15 protein-coding genes are annotated in these 15703 nt (G+C 72.0%); 5 read left to right on the forward strand and 10 right to left on the reverse strand.

Annotated features, from left to right (window positions below; all coding sequences use genetic code 11):
• Window positions 1–17: 17 nt before the first annotated feature.
• Window positions 18–491 carry a DUF6114 domain-containing protein gene (locus tag OG627_RS00780; protein ID WP_329060360.1) on the reverse strand — a complete coding sequence of 158 codons (474 nt, stop codon included), beginning with the start codon at window positions 489–491 and terminating at the stop codon, window positions 18–20.
• Between the two features lie 2 nt (window positions 492–493).
• Window positions 494–1135, reverse strand: a complete 642-nt coding sequence (locus OG627_RS00785) for a DUF6230 family protein (RefSeq protein WP_329060362.1) — start codon at window positions 1133–1135, stop codon at window positions 494–496.
• A gap of 496 nt (window positions 1136–1631) precedes the next feature.
• Here OG627_RS00785 and OG627_RS00790 point away from each other — a divergent pair, with 496 nt between their 5' ends.
• Both OG627_RS00790 and OG627_RS00795 read left to right on the forward strand, forming a co-directional pair.
• The gene (locus OG627_RS00790; RefSeq protein ID WP_329060364.1) at window positions 1632–2309 is read left to right on the forward strand and encodes a Tat pathway signal sequence domain protein; all 678 of its coding nucleotides are present in this window, start codon (window positions 1632–1634) and stop codon (window positions 2307–2309) included.
• A 118-nt stretch (window positions 2310–2427) separates the two neighbouring features.
• Window positions 2428–2658: a hypothetical protein gene (locus tag OG627_RS00795; protein WP_329060366.1), complete on the forward strand. Its 231-nt coding sequence runs from the start codon at window positions 2428–2430 to the stop codon at window positions 2656–2658.
• 63 nt (window positions 2659–2721) lie between these two features.
• On the opposite strand, the gene OG627_RS00800 is transcribed toward OG627_RS00795, so the two are convergent.
• From OG627_RS00800 to OG627_RS00815, 4 genes are all read right to left on the reverse strand, one after another.
• Complete coding sequence (locus tag OG627_RS00800) at window positions 2722–3363, reverse strand: DAK2 domain-containing protein (protein WP_329060368.1); 642 nt, start codon at window positions 3361–3363, stop codon at window positions 2722–2724.
• A complete protein-coding gene (locus OG627_RS00805; protein WP_329060370.1) occupies window positions 3360–4376 on the reverse strand; it encodes a dihydroxyacetone kinase subunit DhaK in 1017 nt (338 codons plus the stop codon). The genes OG627_RS00800 and OG627_RS00805 overlap by 4 nt, the downstream gene beginning before the upstream one ends.
• 256 nt (window positions 4377–4632) lie before the next feature.
• Window positions 4633–5325: a response regulator gene (locus OG627_RS00810; protein WP_329060372.1), complete on the reverse strand. Its 693-nt coding sequence runs from the start codon at window positions 5323–5325 to the stop codon at window positions 4633–4635.
• Entirely contained in the window at window positions 5322–7010 is a 1689-nt protein-coding gene (locus OG627_RS00815) for a sensor histidine kinase (protein ID WP_329060374.1), read from the reverse strand. Before OG627_RS00815 ends, OG627_RS00810 begins: the two co-directional genes overlap by 4 nt.
• 252 nt (window positions 7011–7262) lie before the next feature.
• Between OG627_RS00815 and OG627_RS00820 the strand changes: the two genes are divergently transcribed.
• The 3 genes from OG627_RS00820 to OG627_RS00830 all read left to right on the forward strand — a co-directional run bounded on the left by OG627_RS00820 (window position 7263) and on the right by OG627_RS00830 (window position 10089).
• Window positions 7263–8078, forward strand: coding sequence for an ABC transporter ATP-binding protein (locus tag OG627_RS00820; protein WP_329060375.1), 816 nt, complete (start codon window positions 7263–7265; stop codon window positions 8076–8078).
• On the forward strand, window positions 8068–8979 hold the full coding sequence (locus OG627_RS00825; RefSeq protein WP_329060378.1) for an ABC transporter permease: 912 nt from the start codon (window positions 8068–8070) through the stop codon (window positions 8977–8979). Before OG627_RS00820 ends, OG627_RS00825 begins: the two co-directional genes overlap by 11 nt.
• Before the next feature lie 81 nt (window positions 8980–9060).
• Complete coding sequence (locus OG627_RS00830; protein ID WP_329060380.1) at window positions 9061–10089, forward strand: ABC transporter substrate-binding protein; 1029 nt, start codon at window positions 9061–9063, stop codon at window positions 10087–10089.
• Between the two features lie 78 nt (window positions 10090–10167).
• Here OG627_RS00830 and OG627_RS00835 read toward each other — a convergent pair whose 3' ends face one another.
• The 4 genes from OG627_RS00835 to OG627_RS00850 are packed head-to-tail and all read right to left on the reverse strand — an operon-like array spanning window position 10168 to window position 15606.
• Window positions 10168–12504 (reverse strand): 2-dehydropantoate 2-reductase, encoded by a 2337-nt coding sequence (locus OG627_RS00835; RefSeq protein WP_329060381.1) that lies wholly within the window; start codon window positions 12502–12504, stop codon window positions 10168–10170.
• Window positions 12501–13358 (reverse strand): SDR family NAD(P)-dependent oxidoreductase, encoded by an 858-nt coding sequence (locus tag OG627_RS00840; RefSeq protein ID WP_329060383.1) that lies wholly within the window; start codon window positions 13356–13358, stop codon window positions 12501–12503. The genes OG627_RS00835 and OG627_RS00840 overlap by 4 nt, the downstream gene beginning before the upstream one ends.
• Window positions 13358–14677, reverse strand: a complete 1320-nt coding sequence (locus OG627_RS00845; RefSeq protein WP_329060385.1) for an MFS transporter — start codon at window positions 14675–14677, stop codon at window positions 13358–13360. The genes OG627_RS00840 and OG627_RS00845 overlap by 1 nt, the downstream gene beginning before the upstream one ends.
• Window positions 14674–15606, reverse strand: coding sequence for a polysaccharide deacetylase family protein (locus tag OG627_RS00850; protein ID WP_329060387.1), 933 nt, complete (start codon window positions 15604–15606; stop codon window positions 14674–14676). Before OG627_RS00850 ends, OG627_RS00845 begins: the two co-directional genes overlap by 4 nt.
• Window positions 15607–15703 lie beyond the last annotated feature (97 nt).

Raw genomic sequence — 15703 nt, forward strand, 5'->3', positions numbered from 1 at the left:
CGAACGGCCGACAGGTCCTAACCGGCCGAATCCGCCCGGACTTCGGGGTCCGGCTTCTTCCCCGGCGCGCGCCTCCGCCAGCGGCGCGGCTCCTGATCGGGCAGCCAGCCGAAGGCCATGGACGAGCCGATGACGCCGAGAAGCAGGCCGACGAAGAAGCCGCCCAGGTTGGAGGTGATCCAGCTGCCGAGCGAGACCAGTACGCCGACGACCGAGTAGAACAGCCGCTGGGCCGGGTTGAGGATCATCAGCAGCCCGCACACCGCCATGACCAGCGGCAGAAGATACGCGGCGATGCCTCCCGCGCCCGCCTGGAGCACCACCGAGATGGACGCCTGCTCGGTCAGCAGGATCTCTCCCCCGCCCAGCAGCAGCAGAAGCCCGCCCCAGAAGGGCCGGCGTCTGCGCCAGGCGGCGAAGGCGCGCGGCGGGCGGCGTCCGCCGGCCGGGACAGCCGCCCCGGCCGGCGGACGCGACGCGGCGGAAGCCACGCTCAGCAGCCCTTCGAACTGAACTTGAGGTGCAGGTTGGGCAGCCTGAACTTGGCCGCCGTGGTGGCCCAGTTGGTCTGCCGCAACTTGGTGATGGTGACGGTGTCGGCCTGCTGCCCGAAGACACCCAGCGGACCCTTGACGCCCGCCTTGGTGAAGGTGCTGGCGTCCCCGCCGATCTCGATGTTGTCGAAGGAGGCGTCGTCGCCCGACAGCACCGTGGAGTCGGTCGTGAGGTCGGTCGCCGCGACGGGGGTGCCCTTGTCCCCGGCGGTGATGTGCAGGTACGTGCCGCCGAGTTCGACGCTCTGGCACAGCTTGGTGAGTTTGGCGCTCTTGATGGCGGACACGACCGTGAGGACCTGACCGCCGGTGTCACCGGCGTTGGGGCTGCCCTCAGCCATGTTGTCCAGGGCGCCGAACTGCTCGAAGCCCTGGCCCTCCAGACGGTCGGCGGTGACCGTGAAGGGCATGCCGGAGATCGCGAACTGCGCGGCGATGGCCCCCTGTGCCGTGAGAACCACCAGGGTGGCCGCCACGGCGAACGCGGGCACCCCCATCAGAGCGGCCCGGCGCAGCCGTACCCGCCCTCGCGGCGCGGCTCTCAGGGGCGTTTCACCGCCGGTGTGTTCGGACGTTGCCATGAGCTGCTCCCGAAGGTGTGTTGACCGGAACGAGCTTGCGCGGCGATGCCCTGGCGCGGACACTCCCGGCACCGACGGGCTTCCTCGAACACGGCGCCGGCGCGGCCATGGGAGTCGCCGTCAAGTTACTCCCAGGTATCAGGCGGGTCAACCACCCTGTGGCAATTGTGTGTTGCTCATGTGGACGCCGCCCGAGGCAACGTCCTGACGTGAGGGTACCGTGGGTAACTTTCGTCGGCCGGTTCCCTCTCGAACCCTTGACTCCGGCTGTGGGCGGGGTCTACAACCCTCTTGGGTTTCCTTCTGAACCGCGCTCGTTCGCGCCGCGGATCGGGTCCATGGCGCTGGACCCGGTCGGCACCCCCAGGAACATGTGCACCGGCGAGCCGACGATCGCCGTCCACGACGACTCGCGCGGCCGAGCCGCGTCGCCGGGCCGTATCCACAACGCCTCATCCCGAACGCTTCATCCCGCCACTCGCGAAAGGGACTTCGCATGGGTGCACGACGTACTGTCCTCACGGCCGCCGGCCTCACCGCCGTCGCCGCACTCCTTGCCACCGGCACCGCCTCGGCCACCGGATCCGCCGCCGCCGCGAACAACGTACTCACCTACGGCAGCGCCGCGGGAGCGGCCGTCGGGGTCGGTGATGTGCTCACCTCCGCACTGAGCAGCGGTACGACCGTGGCGATCCGCACGACCTCCGGCGGATCCACCGGAATCACCTGCACCGCCTCGCAGTTCACCGCGGCCGTCACGGCCAATCCGACCGCTCCCGGCACCGCCACGGAGTCGGTGACGGCGCACACCTTCGGCGGCTGCACCAGCAACATCCTGGGCACCACCGGCGTCCAGAGCATCACGGTCGGCAATCTGCCCTACGTCGCGTCGGCCACCTCGGCCGGGGCGCTCGCGGTGACGGCGGGGAGCGCGGGCTCCGTGCAGACGACCGTCCGGCTCAACACCATCCTCGGCCTGACGACCTGCGTGTACACCTCCACCGGGCTGAACGGCACCACGTCCAACACCGGCAACTCGATCACCTTCGCCAACCAGCTGTTCACCAAGTCCTCGGGGCCCGTCACCTGCCCCGCCTCCAGCTACTTCTCCGCCACCTACGGGCCGGTCCAGGACACCAGCCAGTCCGGCAGCCCCGCCGTCTTCGTGAACTGAGACCGCGGATCCCAAGGCCACCGGGGCCGCTCCCCCACGCCCCGGTGGCCGCCCCGGTGCCCGTACGGCCGCTCACGGACGGGCCCGCCCGGAGGTGCGGCCCCCGCCGCCGTCGGTGGTGACGGTCCGCAGCGGGGCGAGCGTCGGGACGCGGGCCGTCGTGCTGTACGACGCGGTGGTCGGTGAGGGCGTGAAGCCGGGGGCGCTGTCCCTGCTGATGAAGGGCGAGCGGCTGATGCCCGGCACACGGTGGCAGGGCATCCCCGCCGAGGCCGTGGCCGAGCGGCACGCCGCCGCCCCCGCTCTCGCTCTCGCTCTCGCTCCCGACAGCCTGATCAGGAAACCGTGACCGCCACCGCAATCCTCGGCTCCCCTCGCCGCGGCGAGGGGAGCGGACGCCCCCGGCCGCGCGTCAGGGCGTCCTGCCGGGCAGCGGGACCAGCTCGCCCACCTCGCCGAGGACGGCCTCCGGCTCGGCCACCCGGGCGAGGGACCAGAAGAGGAGCGCCACACCGGTGGCGCCCGGGTCCGGGGTGCCGAGGACACGGTCCCCGATGTAGGACGCCCGGCCGCGCCGGGCCCGGATATGGGCCGTCGCGGCGGCACCGGCCAGCGCGGCGCGCGCGGCGTCCGCGAACTTCTCGCCGCCGACGAGCGCGTCGCGGGCCGGTACGAGGGCGTCGACCATCGTGCGGTCGCCCGGCTCGGCCTCCCCCACGCGCCGGATCGCCGCGAGCCCCTCCCGTACCCCGCTCGCCCAGCCGTCCCGCTCGTCCGGCTCCTCGGCGAGCGCGCGGCTGATCGCGCTGAGGAGCAGCCCGATCAGCGGGCCGCTGGTGCCGCCGACCTGGTCGAGGAAGACCGATCCGGCGACGGCCACGGCCGGTTCGTCCGGGCTCGCGTCCAGCGCGGCGACGGTCAGGTCGAGGCCCTCGCAGAGGTTGTCCCCGAAGTCCCCGTCACCGGAGATCTGGTCGAGGGCCGTCAGTGCTGCATGGGCGGTATGCGCGGCTTCTGCGTAGAGGCGCAGCACGCGTGCCTGGTCGATGGTCATCGGTTCAGCTCCTGTGACTCCTGGGAGGGAAAGGCCGGCGTACGCGATGGTGCCTGCCACCACCCCAGCCAGCCGGGGCGCACCGCCGTCATGGTGACGGAGAATCCGCTCATGTCGAGCGCGGGGACGTGGGTGCCGACGAGCTGGCCCAGGACGGGGACGCCGCGCTTGTCCAGTAGGCGGCGGATCCGTTCGTGGACGGCGTACAGCTCCAGTTGGGTGGTGGCGCCGAGACCGTTGACGAGGAGGATGACGCCGTCGCGGGTGTCGGGCAGGGCGTCGAGCACCTGCGCGGTCATGCGTTCGGTCAGTTCTTCGAACGGCGGCCTGGTGATCGTCTCCGCGGCGCGCTCGCCGTGGATGCCCACGCCGTACTCGACCTCGTCGGTGCCGAGGGGGAACGCCTCGCCTCCCCTGGAGGGCGAGGTCTGGGCGCGGCCCGCGACGGCGACGCTGCGCGAGGCGGCGCAGAAGGCGGTCCCGAGCGCGGCCAGCTCGTCGAGGCCGAGTCCGCTGTCGGCGGCGCCGCCGAGCAGTTTCTCGATGATCACGGTGGCTCCGGTGCCCCGGCGTCCGGTCGCCGTCAGGTCGCTCTCGGTCGCCAGGTCGTCGTCGACCAGGACCCGGCGCACGCCGATGCCGTCGGCCCGCAGCCGTTCGGCCGCGATGCCGAAGTTGATCCGGTCGCCGGTGTAGTTCTTGACGATGTGCAGGACGCCCTCGTCCCTGGCGACCGCGCGGCTGGCCTCGTACACCTGCCGGTTGTGCGGTGAGGCGAAGATCCGCCCGGGGACGGCGGCGTCGAGCATGCCCCGGCCCACGTACCCGGCGTGCAGCGGCTCGTGGCCCGAGCCGCCGCCGGAGACGATCCCGACCCGCCGCGCGGGGTCGGTGTCGATCGCGGTGACGAAGAGCGGGTCCTCGTGCAGGGCGACCAGGCCGGGGTGGGCGCGGGCGAATCCGCGTACGGACACGTCGACCGGTTCGGCTTCGGGGAGGAAGAGATGGTTCACGGCGCGGAGGTCCTTTCGGCAGGCCGGGAGGAGAGGCCGGCGAGCAGCGCGCCGGGGTACGGCGGCGTGCGGCGACCGACCGCGCGGGCGATGCGTACGGCAAGCACGACGGGCCCCTTGTCCAAGGTCCAACTTGGTAGTCACATAAGTGATCGCCAGGACATAGTAAATGTTGAAGAGTCCGCTTTGGGCTAACTTCGTGAGGTCCGGCCGATACGGCGGGGCGCGAACCCCTCGTGGACGGTGCCCGGCGGGGTCAGTTCGCCGTCGCCCAGGTGTAGCGGTGTTCGGGACGGCCCGTGTCGCCGTATTTCAGGGTGAGGCTGATGCGTCCGGTGCGCTCCAGGTACTTGAGGTAGCGCTGCGCGGTGGAGCGGCTGACGCCGGTGCGCTCGGCGACCTCGTGGGCGGAGAGCGGCTGCTCGGCCTTGGTCAGGACACGCCGCATCAGGTCGACGGTCGCGGCGGAGTGGCCCTTGGGGAGCTCGGAGCGGGGCGCGTCGGCGGTCCTGAAGGCGCTGAAGATACGGTCCACCTGGTCCTGGCCCGCCTCGCCCCGGCCGCCGACGCCGTCGAGGGTGCGGCGCAGCGCGGCGTAGCCGTCGAGTTTCGCGCAGAGCCCGGCGAAGCTGAAGGGCTTGACGAGGTACTGCAACGCGCCGTAGCGCATGGCGGCCTGAACGGTCGTCACGTCGCGCGCCGCCGTCACCATGATCACATCGGCGTGGTGGCCGAGCTGGCGCATGCGCCGGACCAGCGTGAGGCCCGTCTCGTCCGGCAGGTAGTGGTCGAGCAGGACGAGATCGACATGGTTGCGCTCCAGGGTGGCCAGCGCCTGGGCCGCCGTGTGGGCCCGCGCCGCCACCCGGAAGCCGGGGACCTGGGCCACATAGGCGGCGTTGATCTCGGCGACCCGGAAGTCGTCGTCGACGACGAGGACATCGATCATTGTGGCTCCCCTGCGGCCATGAGCTGACGCACGGGGAGGTCGTCCCCTGCGGTGCCGTCCGAGGCGAGCGCCTCGGGCAGAACGACGGTGAAGACCGCTCCCCCGCCGGCCCGGGCGGTCACCCGGGCCATGCCGCCGTACCGCTCGGCGAGCCGGCGCACCAGCGCGAGACCCAGCCCGCGGCCGCGGTGGAAGGGGACCGGTCCCGGCAGGGGCGGCGCGGGCCGTTTGGTGGACCAGCCCTCCACGAAGATCCGCTCACGGGCCTCCGGCGGCACGCCGGGACCGGTGTCGGAGACCCGCAGGACGGCGGTGGCGTGCTCGGCCCGCAGCTCGACCTCGACCCGGGGCTCCCCGGCCGAGGGGTCGGTACGGCGGTGCTCGGCGACGGCGTCCAGCGCGTTGTCGATGAGATTGCCGAGTACGGTCACCAGATCGCGCGCGTCGACCACCCGGTGCTCCAGCCGGGTCGCGTCCGAGAGCGCCAGCGTCACCCCGCGCTCGGCGGCGATGGCCGCCTTGCCGACCAGCAGCGCGGAGAGCAGCGGGTCGCGCACCCGCTCGGCGATCTGTTCGGCGGAGGACCGCCGGGAGCTGGCGATCTCGGCGACGAACTCCACGGCCTTGTCGTGCCGGCCGAGTTCGAGCAGCCCGAGGACGGTGTGCAGCCGGTTGGCGTGTTCGTGGTCCTGGGCGCGCAACGCGTCCAGCAGGCCCTGCGTGCTGTCGAGTTCACGGCCGAGCTGCTCCAGCTCGGTACGGTCGCGCAGGGTCACCACCGCGCCGCCGTCCCTGGTCGGCATCCGGTTGGCGACCAGTACCCGGCCGCCGCTGACGGTGAGCAGGTCTGTGCCGTCCACCCGGCCGGCGAGCACGTCCGTGGTACGTCCCGGTGGCAGCGCCTCGTCCAGGTCGCGGCCGGTGGCGGTCGCGTCCAGGCCGAGCAGCCGCAGGGCCTCGTCGTTGGCGAGCCGGATCCGGCCCTGCCGGTCGAAGGCGACGACTCCCTCCCGTACGCCGTGCAGCATCGCCTCCCGCTCGTCGAGCAGCGCGGAGATGTCGGCGAAGCCCACTCCGTGGGTGCGGCGGCGCAGCCTGCGGGAGACCGCGACGGCGGCCAGCGCGCCCACGGCGAGGGCGGCGCCCGCGCAGAGCAGCAGCGCGGGAACGGCGTCGAGGAGGCGTTCGCGCACGCTGTCGTAGGCGATGCCGACGGAGACCGCGCCGACGAGCCTGCCCCGGTCGTCGTAGAGCGGCACCTTGGCGCGGGCCGAGCGGCCCAGGGTGCCGTCGTCGATCTGCCGGATCTCCCGGCCGGAGAGCGCGGCGCTCGGGTCGGTGGAGACGTGCCGGCCGATCTCGGCGGCGGTGGTGTGCGACCAGCGCACGCCCCGGGTGTCCATCACCACCACGTACAGCGCGTCGGTGGCCCGGCGGATCCGCTCCGCCTCGGTCTGCACGGGACCGTGCGGGCTCGGCCGGGTGGTGAGCACTTCCCGGGCGATGTCGGGATCGGCGGCGGTGGTCTGGGCGATGGACAGGGCACGGTGCATGGCCGCGTCGTCCAGCTCGGAGCCGAGCGGGGCGAGGAACAGGGCGGTGGCGAGCACCATCACTCCGGTGGTGATGGCCAGCTGCGCCGCCAGGACCTGCGCGGAGACGCGTCGGGGCCGGCGCATCCGCATCTCGTCCCTCCGTCTCCCGCTCGTCGGGCGGCTCCGGTCGGGCCGGCCGGTGCGCCCTGGTGGCACACACATTTCCGTTTAACGTCGTTGTGAACGCAACGTAAGCCGCCGGGGGCCCGGAGGACAGCCCTGTGCAGCGCTTTTGTCATTCCGGCGTGAGCAGAACGAGCAGAACGGGGTTTGCGCGCAGAAAGACGGGTTGCGCCCACAAGGCTGCCGCTGTGGTCCGGGTCACTCCTAGCCTCCCGGTCCATGAGCAGCCACACGAGCCCCGCCATCGAGCTGCGGGGAACGAGCAAGTCATTCCGGACCCCGTCGGGAAACCTCCATACCGCCGTCAGGGATCTCGACCTGACGGTGGAACGCGGCGAGTTCGTCGCGGTGGTCGGCCCCACCGGGTGCGGTAAATCCACCACACTCACGCTGGTCAGCGGATTGGAGGAGCCCACCGAGGGCGAGGTGCTGGTGGCCGGTGAGCCGGTCAACGGCATCGGCGACAAGATCGGCTTCGTCTTCCAGCAGGACGCCGTCTTCCCCTGGCGCACCGTGCTGTCGAACGTGATGGCGGGCCCCCGCTTCCGCGGGGTGGAGAAGGCCGAGGCGAAGGAGCGGGCCCGTGAGTGGCTCGCCCGGGTCGGGCTCTCGGCCTTCGAGGACCGCTATCCGCACCAGCTGTCGGGTGGTCAGCGCAAGCGCGTGGCCCTGGCGGCGACCTTCGTCAACGACCCCGAGCTGCTGCTGATGGACGAGCCGTTCTCGGCGCTCGACGTGCAGACCCGGGCGCTGATGTCGGACGAGCTCCTGGATCTGTGGGCGGGCACCGGTGCCTCGGTCGTCTTCGTCACCCACGACCTGGAGGAGTCGATCGCCCTCGCCGACAAGGTCGTGGTGATGACGGCCGGTCCCGCGACGGTCAAGGAGGTCTTCAAGATCGACCTGCCGCGCCCCCGCAAGGTCGAGTCCGTACGGCTCGAACCGCGGTTCATCGAGATCTACCGGGAGATCTGGTCCTCGCTCGGCGAAGAGGTCCGGATCACGCGCGAGAGGGGTGCGACCAATGCCGCCTGAGACCGTCACCGCTTCGGCGTCCGCCGCCGACAAGGCTTCCGGCAACGCTACGGACACGGCTCCCGTCCCGGGCGGGGGCGGCGAACGCACCCAGGCCAGGGCGCGGGCCGCCCGCAACCGCCAGTTCGTGGTCTACGGCTCCCGGGTGCTGCTGCTCATCGCGATCATCGGGATCTGGGAGTGGCTGGCCAGGTCGGCCGTCATCGATCCCTTCAACTTCTCCATGCCCTCGAAGATCTGGGACCAGATCGTCCAGTGGGCGGTGCACGGCACCCCGCAGGGTTCCCTGTGGGAGCAGATCTGGTACACGCTGTACGAGGCGCTGCTGGGCTGGGTCATCGGTGTGATCGCGGGCGTGGTGCTGGGGATCGCCCTCGGCCGGGTCCGCTTCCTGGCCGATGTGCTCGGGCCGTACATCAAGGTGCTCAACGCGCTGCCCCGTATCGTGCTGGCGCCGATCTTCCTGATCTGGTTCGGTCTCGGTCCGGCCTCGAAGGTCGCCTCCGCGGTCGTGCTGGTCTTCTTCCCGGTCTTCTTCAACGCCTTCCAGGGCGCCAGGGAGGTCGACCGCAATCTCGTCGCCAACGCCAGGATCCTCGGCGCGACCAACCGGCAGGTCACCCTCCAGGTCGTGATCCCGTCCGCCACCTCGTGGATCTTCACCAGCCTCCATGTCAGCTTCGGCTTCGCGCTCATCGGCGCGATCGTCGGTGAGTACATCGGCGCGACGAAGGGCATCGGGCTGCTGGTCTCGGCCTCGCAGGGCACGTTCAACGCGGCCGGGGTGTACGCGGCCATGGTGATCCTCGCGGTCGTCGCCCTGCTCGCCGAGGCGCTGCTGACCTTCCTGGAGAAACGCCTCTTCCGCTGGAAGCCCGCCGAAGCCGGCTCCGACCGCTGACCAGCCGCTCCCTCCCCTGACCAGCCGCTCCCTCCCTCGGCCTCCGCGAAACCCGCCCGGCCCTGTTCACAAGGACGTGACATGCGCAGTTATCTCAGAATCCCGGCAGCCGCAGTCTCCGCGGTACTCGCCTTCTCCACCCTGACCGCCTGTGGCGGCGACTCCTCGTCGGCCGGATCCGGCGGCAAGGTCAAGATCATGGTGGGTGGCCTGGACAAGGTCATCTACCTGCCGGCGATGCTCACCCAGAAGCTCGGCTACTTCAAGGACGAGGGACTCGACGTCCAGCTTCTGACGGAGCCGGCCGGGGTGCAGGCCACGACCTCGCTGGTCTCCGGCGACGTCCAGGGCGTCGTCGGCTTCTACGACCACACGCTGGACCTTCAGGTGAAGGGCAAGCAGGTGGAGTCGGTGGTGCAGTTCTCGCACGCCTCCGGCGAGGTGGAGGTCGTCTCCAACAAGGCGGCGGCCGAGATCACCTCCGCCAAGGACTTCAAGGGCAAGAAGCTTGGGGTGACGGGGCTCGGCTCGTCCACCGACTTCCTCACCAAGTACCTGGCCGTCAAGAACGGTGTGAAGACCGAGGAGTTCAGCACGGTGGCGGTCGGCGCGGGCCAGACCTTCATCTCGGCGCTCCAGCAGAACTCGATCCAGGGCGGGATGACGACCGATCCGACGGTCGCGCAGATCATCGACAAGAAGCTCGGCAAGGTCCTCATCGACATGCGGACGCCCGAGGGGTCGAAGGAGGCGCTGGGCGGCCCGTACCCCTCCTCCAGTCTCTACATGAACACCGACTGGGTGAACAACAACAAGGAGACGGTGCAGAAGCTGGCCAACGCCTTCGTGAAGACCCTCAAGTGGATGTCCACGCACTCCCCCGAGGAGATCGCGGCCAAGATGCCCACCGACTACGCGCAGGGCGGCACCGGGCTGTACGCGAAGGCGATCGAGAGCACACTGCCGATGTTCACGACGGACGGTGTCATGCCGGCCGACGGTCCCGAGACCGTCGAGCGCGTCCTGAAGGCGTTCAACCCGAACCTCCAGAACGCGACGGTGGATCTCAGCAAGACCTACACCACGGAGTTCGTCGACAAGGTCAAGTGACGCGAGGTCGCGTGACCGGCTGACCGGGCCCCCCGACACACGTCGGGGGGCCGGCTGCCGTCACCGAGGACGACCGGGTCAGCGGTGGGCCAGCGAGGTCAGTACCGTCGCGGTCAGCGCCGCGCGCTCCACCAGACCGCTGACCGTGGTGTGTTCGGAGCGGGCGTGGGCGCCGGAGCCGACGGCGCCGATCCCGTCCAGCACCGGGACCCCGGCGGCGACCACGAAGTTGCCGTCGCTGGCGCCGCCCACCGAGGTCTCGCGCAGCTCGTGGCCGAGCAGCGCCGCGCAGCCGCGGGCCAGCCCGGCCAGCCGGGCCACCCCCTCGGTCCGTTCGAAGACGGGCCGGTTCCAGTCGCCGGTCACCTCGATGGACGTACGGGGGTCGACCGGCCGCAGCGCCGCCAGCGCCGCGCCGATCCGGCGCCGTTCGGCGTCGGTGGCGACACGGACGTCGAGCCGCGCCAGGGCGCGCCCGGCGGTCACATTGCTGCGGGTGCCGCCCTCGATCACACCGACATTGAGCGAGGTGCCGGCCCCGGGGTCGCGCAGGGCACACAGCCGCAGGATCTGGTGGGCCAGCTCCTCCACCGCGCTCGCGCCGGCCGCCGGGTCGAGACCCGCGTGCGCCTCTGTCCCCGTGACGGTGACGGTGAACAGTCCGACGCCCTTGCGCGCCGTCTTCACGGCGCCGTCGGCGGCGGCCTCGAAGACCAGCGCGGCGCGGCTTTCGAGGGCCTCGGCGACGATCGCGTCCCGGGAGGTGAGGCTGCCGGTCTCCTCGTCCCCGTTGAGCATGAGGGTGCAGGCCGGACGGGGCAGCCCGAGGGCGTCCAGGGCGCGCAGCGCCCACACCGCCTGCACCAGCCCGGCCTTCATGTCGAAGACGCCGGGTCCGGTGATCAGGTCGCCGTCGCGCCGGAAGGGCCATCGCGCGAGTGTTCCGGTGGACCACACGGTGTCGTAGTGGCCCAGCAGCAGCACCGGCCGGGTGTCCTCGGGAGTGGTCGTTCCGGTCGCCGGATAGCGGCGGACCAGGATGTCGCCGGTCTCCTCGCGCGGGAGTGTCTCCTCGGCGGCCGGGGTGCCGAGGGAGGTGTCGAGCCAGCCGCGCAGCCAGGCCAGGGTGGCTTCGAGCGCGGCCCGGTCGTCGCTGGCGCTCTCCTGCGAGGTGTACGCGGCGAGATCGGCGACCATGTCCTCCTGGTGCTCGGCGAGCCAGGCCCGTACCGCCTCGGCCGCCGCGCCGTCCAGGCCCGGTGGGACGGCGGCGGTCAGGTCGGCGTGGACGGCCCGGTCTGCGGGTTCGGGCTGCTCGGCGGGGACGGCCCGGTCTGCGGGTTCGGGCTGCTCGGCGGGGGCGGCGGCGAGCCGGTCCAGCGCGTCCAGCCGGTCCTCCGACATCAGCTCCGGGGCGCCCTCCAGCTCACTCAGCCCCGCGAGGACGGCGCGCAGCACGGGCGTCGCCACCCCGTGGCGCGCCGCCTGCTCGAAGACGTCCGCGTAGTGCGTGGTGACCTCGACGGGCCGGTGACGTACCGCCAGATCGCGCCAGATGCCGCTGCGGTCCTTGGCCTGGGTGCGCAGCCAGGCGGTGAGCCGGGCGGTGGAGTCGCGGCGGGCGGCGGGGGCGGCGCCGCGCCGGTACGCGTCCGGTTCGAAGGCGTCGAACGCCTCCAGGGTGATGTCCAGCGCGTCGGCGACGTCGAATACCTCGGCGGTCAGTGCCTCCATGGCGGGGGCGTGACGGTCGATGAGGTCGGCCATCGGCGCGTCGGCCAGCGCGGTGGCGGCGAGCATGGCGCCGAAGCCCGCCTTGGCCCACAGGTATCCCTCCACGTTGGCGCTGGCCTCGGCCGGGCCCCAGCTGCGCAGGTCCGCGACGAGGCGGCGCACCCGCTCGGAGACGGGCGCGCCGCCGGGCTCGCCGATCACCAGGGCTCCGGCGCCGCCGTCGAGGACCACGCCGGGCTCGATCACGTCGGCGAAGATGTTGACGAACGCGGCGACGGTACGGGCCGCTCCGATCCGCCCCGCGATCAGCTCCTCGTTGAAGCCGTTCTGCACCGAGACGACATATCCGTCCTCGGCCAGCCGGGGGGCGATCCAGCCCAGCGCGGCGCCGGTGGCCTGGGCCTTGACGGCGAGCAGCACCCGGTGCAGGGGTCCGTCGAACCCGTCGGGCGTGGCGGCTTCCACCCGTACGCTCTCACGGTGTTCGCCCCGGGCGACGGTCAGTCCGCGGGCCCGGATCGCCTCGACGTGCGCGGGGTCGGTGTCGATGACCCGGACCGGGTGGCCGGCCCTGGCGAGGGCGAAGGCGAGGGTGCCGCCGATGGCGCCGCCTCCGACGACGGTGTAGCCGGTCCCGGTGGACGGGGCGTCGGGGTCGGCCTCGTGCGGGGTGTCGCTCATGCGGTGTGTCCTTCGGAGGCGTCGGCGGGCGGGTGAGGGGGGTGGTGCGCGTCCGGGCCGCCGAGGAGCGCGGGCTCCTCGGGCGGCTCCGTTCCTTCCGGTGGCCAGATCCGGGGCAGATGCAGCGCCCCGGTGCTGGATCCGCCGTCCACGCGCAGGATCTCGCCGGTGATCCAGGAGGCGTCGGGTCCGGCGATCCAGTGGACGGCGCGGGCGATGTCGCGCGGGGTGCCGGGGCGGCCGAGGGGGTTGGCGCCGATCGCCGCCGCGTATCCCGGGGCGACCGGGTTGCAGTCGCTGTCGACCGGGACGAAGCCGGGGCTGACGGCGTTGACGCGGATGCCGTGCGGGCCGAGTTCGAGGGCGGCGGCGCGGGTGGCCATCTCCAGTGCGGCCTTGGAGGCGGCGTACGGACCGCCGCCGGGCCTGGCCCGCAGCGCGGAGCCGGAGGAGATGTGGACGACCGAGCCGGCCGTCCCGTGCTCGGCGGCGAGCCGGGCGTAGGCGGCGGTGGCCAGCACCGGGGCACGCACGTTGACCGCGAAGAGCCGGTCCCACTCCTCGGCGCGCACCTCGGCCATGTCGAGGGAGGGGTAGACGCCCGCCGCGTTGACCAGGACGTCGACGGGGCCGCGGGTCTCCCAGGCCCACCGGATCAGCTCACCGGGGGCCTGCGGGCCGGTCAGGTCGACGGTCCTGGAGGCGGCGCCGAGGCGTCCGGCGGTCTCCTCCAGGGCGGGGCCGTCGCGGTCGGCGAGGGTGAGGACCAGGCCGTCGCCGTCGCGGGCGGCGAACTCCTCGGCGATCGCCCGCCCGATCCCGCCCGCGGCTCCGGTGACAAGGACATGGGGCATCAGTGGAACTCCTTGTCCTTCGTCTCGGGCATCGTGACGTACACGAGGAAGGAGACCAGCGACGCGGCCGACACGTACACCCACAGCAGGTCGCTGTGGCCGCTCTCGTGGAGCCAGGTGGTGAGGTACGGGGCCGTGCCGCCGAAGACGGCGACCGCCAGCGCGTACGGCAGCGCGATGCCGGTGGCGCGCACCTCGGGCGGGAACTGCTCGGCCATGATGACCGCGCAGTTGGCGGAGTAGCCGAGGACCAGCAGCATGCCGGTCAGCTGCACCAGGAACAGGCTGAGGAAGCTGCCGTCGAGCAGATGCAGCAGCGGCCAGGCCAGCACCACGAACCCGCCGGCGAACGCCGCCATGGTCGGCTTGCGCCCGATCCGGTCGGAGAGCAGTCCGACGAAGGGCAGCGCGACGACGAACACCACCAGACAGAGCGTCTGGGAGAGCAGCGCGGTCTTCAGCGGGATGCCGGTGGTGAGGTTGGCGTACGTGGGCAGGTAGTTGACCCAGATGTAGTACGTCAGGGTGCCCGCGATGGTGATCCCGGCGACGCGCAGCGCGGCGCCGGGGTGCTCGACGAACATCGCCTTGAGGGGGTTGGAGCGGGTGCGGCCGGTGCCCTGGGCCTCGTTGAAGGAGTCGGTGTCCTCCACCGAGACGCGCAGCCACAGACCGATCAGCCCGAGCAGTCCGCCGAGGATGAAGGCGACCCGCCAGCCCCAGGAGTGCAGCGCCTCCTCGCTGAGCGCCGAGGTGGCGATGGTGCCCAGAAGCGAGGCGATCAGCACGCCGCCCGCCACGGAGACCTGTTGCCAGGAGCCGGCGAAGGCCCGTCGGCCGCGCGCCGCCGACTCCACCAGGAAGGCCGAGGAGGAGCCGAACTCCCCGCCCGCCGAGAATCCCTGGACCAGCCGGGCCAGCAGGAGGATCAGCGGGGAGAGCACGCCGATGCTGGCGTAGCTGGGGGTGAGCGCGATGATGAAGGCGGCGCCCGCCATCAGGCCCACGGTCAGGGTGAGGCCCTTCTTGCGTCCGTGGCGGTCGGCGTAGACGCCGAGCACGGCGGCGCCGACGGGCCGCATGACGAAGCCGACGGCGAAGACGGCCAGGGTCGACAGCAGGGCGACGGCGCCGTCGCCCTGGGGGAAGAACTCATCGGCGATGATCTTGACGAAGATCGAGTACAGGGCCCAGTCGACCCACTCGACGGTGTTTCCGATGGTGCCGGCGATGATCGCCTTGCGCTGCTTCCCGGAGAGTCTGTGCGTACCGGGCTCGGCGGTCCTGGCGGGACCCGCCTCGGGGGACTCGGTGCTCATGGTGTGTGCTCCGTGGTCTCGTGGCGAAGCGCGCCCCGGGCGGCTTCGGCCAGTTCGGCGTGGGTGGCGTACCAGACGCCGGGGTGGGCGGAGATGTGGTCGAGCAGTTCGCGCAGGACGACGAGGCGCGAGCGGTGCCCGATGACGTGCGGGTGCAGGGTGAGCTGGAAGACACCGCCGGCCCGGTGGGCCGCGTCGAATTCGTCGGTCCAGATCTCCAGCACGTCGCGCGGCCTGGTGTGCGGCCGTACGGAGCCGTAGCGGTCCATCGTGAAGTAGGGCGCGTCGTCCCTGATCCAGTCGACGGGGATCTCGACCAGACCGGTGGGCCGGCCCTCGGCGAGGATCTCGTAGGGCTCGTCGTCGGCCATCAGCGAGGAGTCGTAGGCGAAACCGAGTTCGAGGATGGTGGCGAGCGTGGAGTCCGAGAAGTCCCAGGAAGGGGTACGGATACCGACGGGCCGCTGTCCGGTCAGCTCGGTCAGGGCGTCCAGCGCCCGGCCGATCAGCTCCCGCTCGTCCTCCCGGCCGAGCAGGGTGTTGCGCTCGTGGATCCAGCCGTGGACGGCCAGTTCGTGTCCGTCGCGGGTGTAGGAGCGGGCCTCCTCGGGGTGCAGCAGCGCGGAGACGGCGGGCATGAAGAAGGTCGCGGGGACGCCGTAGCGGGCGAGCAGTTCCAGGATGCGCGGGGCGCCCACCCTCGCTCCGTACTCGCCCTGGGCGAGCCGGCCGGGGCTGGTCTCGGCGTCGCGCAGCGGGATCGTCTCGTGGTCGGGGTCGAAGGACAGCGCGACGGCGACCCGGGCTCCGTTCGGCCAGCGCGCGGGGACGAGCGGGCGCCCGGCGCGTACGGCGTCGACGTGCCGGCGCCACTCGCTCTCCGGCCAGCGCCAGCTCTCCGGGGGCGGCTGCGGATCGGTTCTGGGCATGAGGGATCTCCACGGGAGGTTCGGGGACGGTGAAGGGGAAGGTGGTGGGGCGCGCCGGGGGACGCCGTGTGTCGGTCTCTCGGGTGGCGGGGTGTAG

Source organism: Streptomyces sp. NBC_01429 (assembly GCF_036231945.1).
Lineage (GTDB): Bacteria > Actinomycetota > Actinomycetes > Streptomycetales > Streptomycetaceae > Streptomyces.

Coding starts and splice junctions, on each gene's coding strand:
- OG627_RS00785 (WP_329060362.1), bottom strand. CDS start 1,135: ATGGCAACGTCCGAACACACCGGCGGTGAAACGCCCCTGAGAGCCGCG.
- OG627_RS00790 (WP_329060364.1), top strand. CDS start 1,632: ATGGGTGCACGACGTACTGTCCTCACGGCCGCCGGCCTCACCGCCGTC.
- OG627_RS00800 (WP_329060368.1), bottom strand. CDS start 3,363: ATGACCATCGACCAGGCACGCGTGCTGCGCCTCTACGCAGAAGCCGCG.
- OG627_RS00810 (WP_329060372.1), bottom strand. CDS start 5,325: ATGATCGATGTCCTCGTCGTCGACGACGACTTCCGGGTCGCCGAGATC.
- OG627_RS00815 (WP_329060374.1), bottom strand. CDS start 7,010: ATGCGGATGCGCCGGCCCCGACGCGTCTCCGCGCAGGTCCTGGCGGCG.
- OG627_RS00820 (WP_329060375.1), top strand. CDS start 7,263: ATGAGCAGCCACACGAGCCCCGCCATCGAGCTGCGGGGAACGAGCAAG.
- OG627_RS00825 (WP_329060378.1), top strand. CDS start 8,068: ATGCCGCCTGAGACCGTCACCGCTTCGGCGTCCGCCGCCGACAAGGCT.
- OG627_RS00830 (WP_329060380.1), top strand. CDS start 9,061: ATGCGCAGTTATCTCAGAATCCCGGCAGCCGCAGTCTCCGCGGTACTC.
- OG627_RS00835 (WP_329060381.1), bottom strand. CDS start 12,504: ATGAGCGACACCCCGCACGAGGCCGACCCCGACGCCCCGTCCACCGGG.
- OG627_RS00840 (WP_329060383.1), bottom strand. CDS start 13,358: ATGCCCCATGTCCTTGTCACCGGAGCCGCGGGCGGGATCGGGCGGGCG.
- OG627_RS00845 (WP_329060385.1), bottom strand. CDS start 14,677: ATGAGCACCGAGTCCCCCGAGGCGGGTCCCGCCAGGACCGCCGAGCCC.
- OG627_RS00850 (WP_329060387.1), bottom strand. CDS start 15,606: ATGCCCAGAACCGATCCGCAGCCGCCCCCGGAGAGCTGGCGCTGGCCG.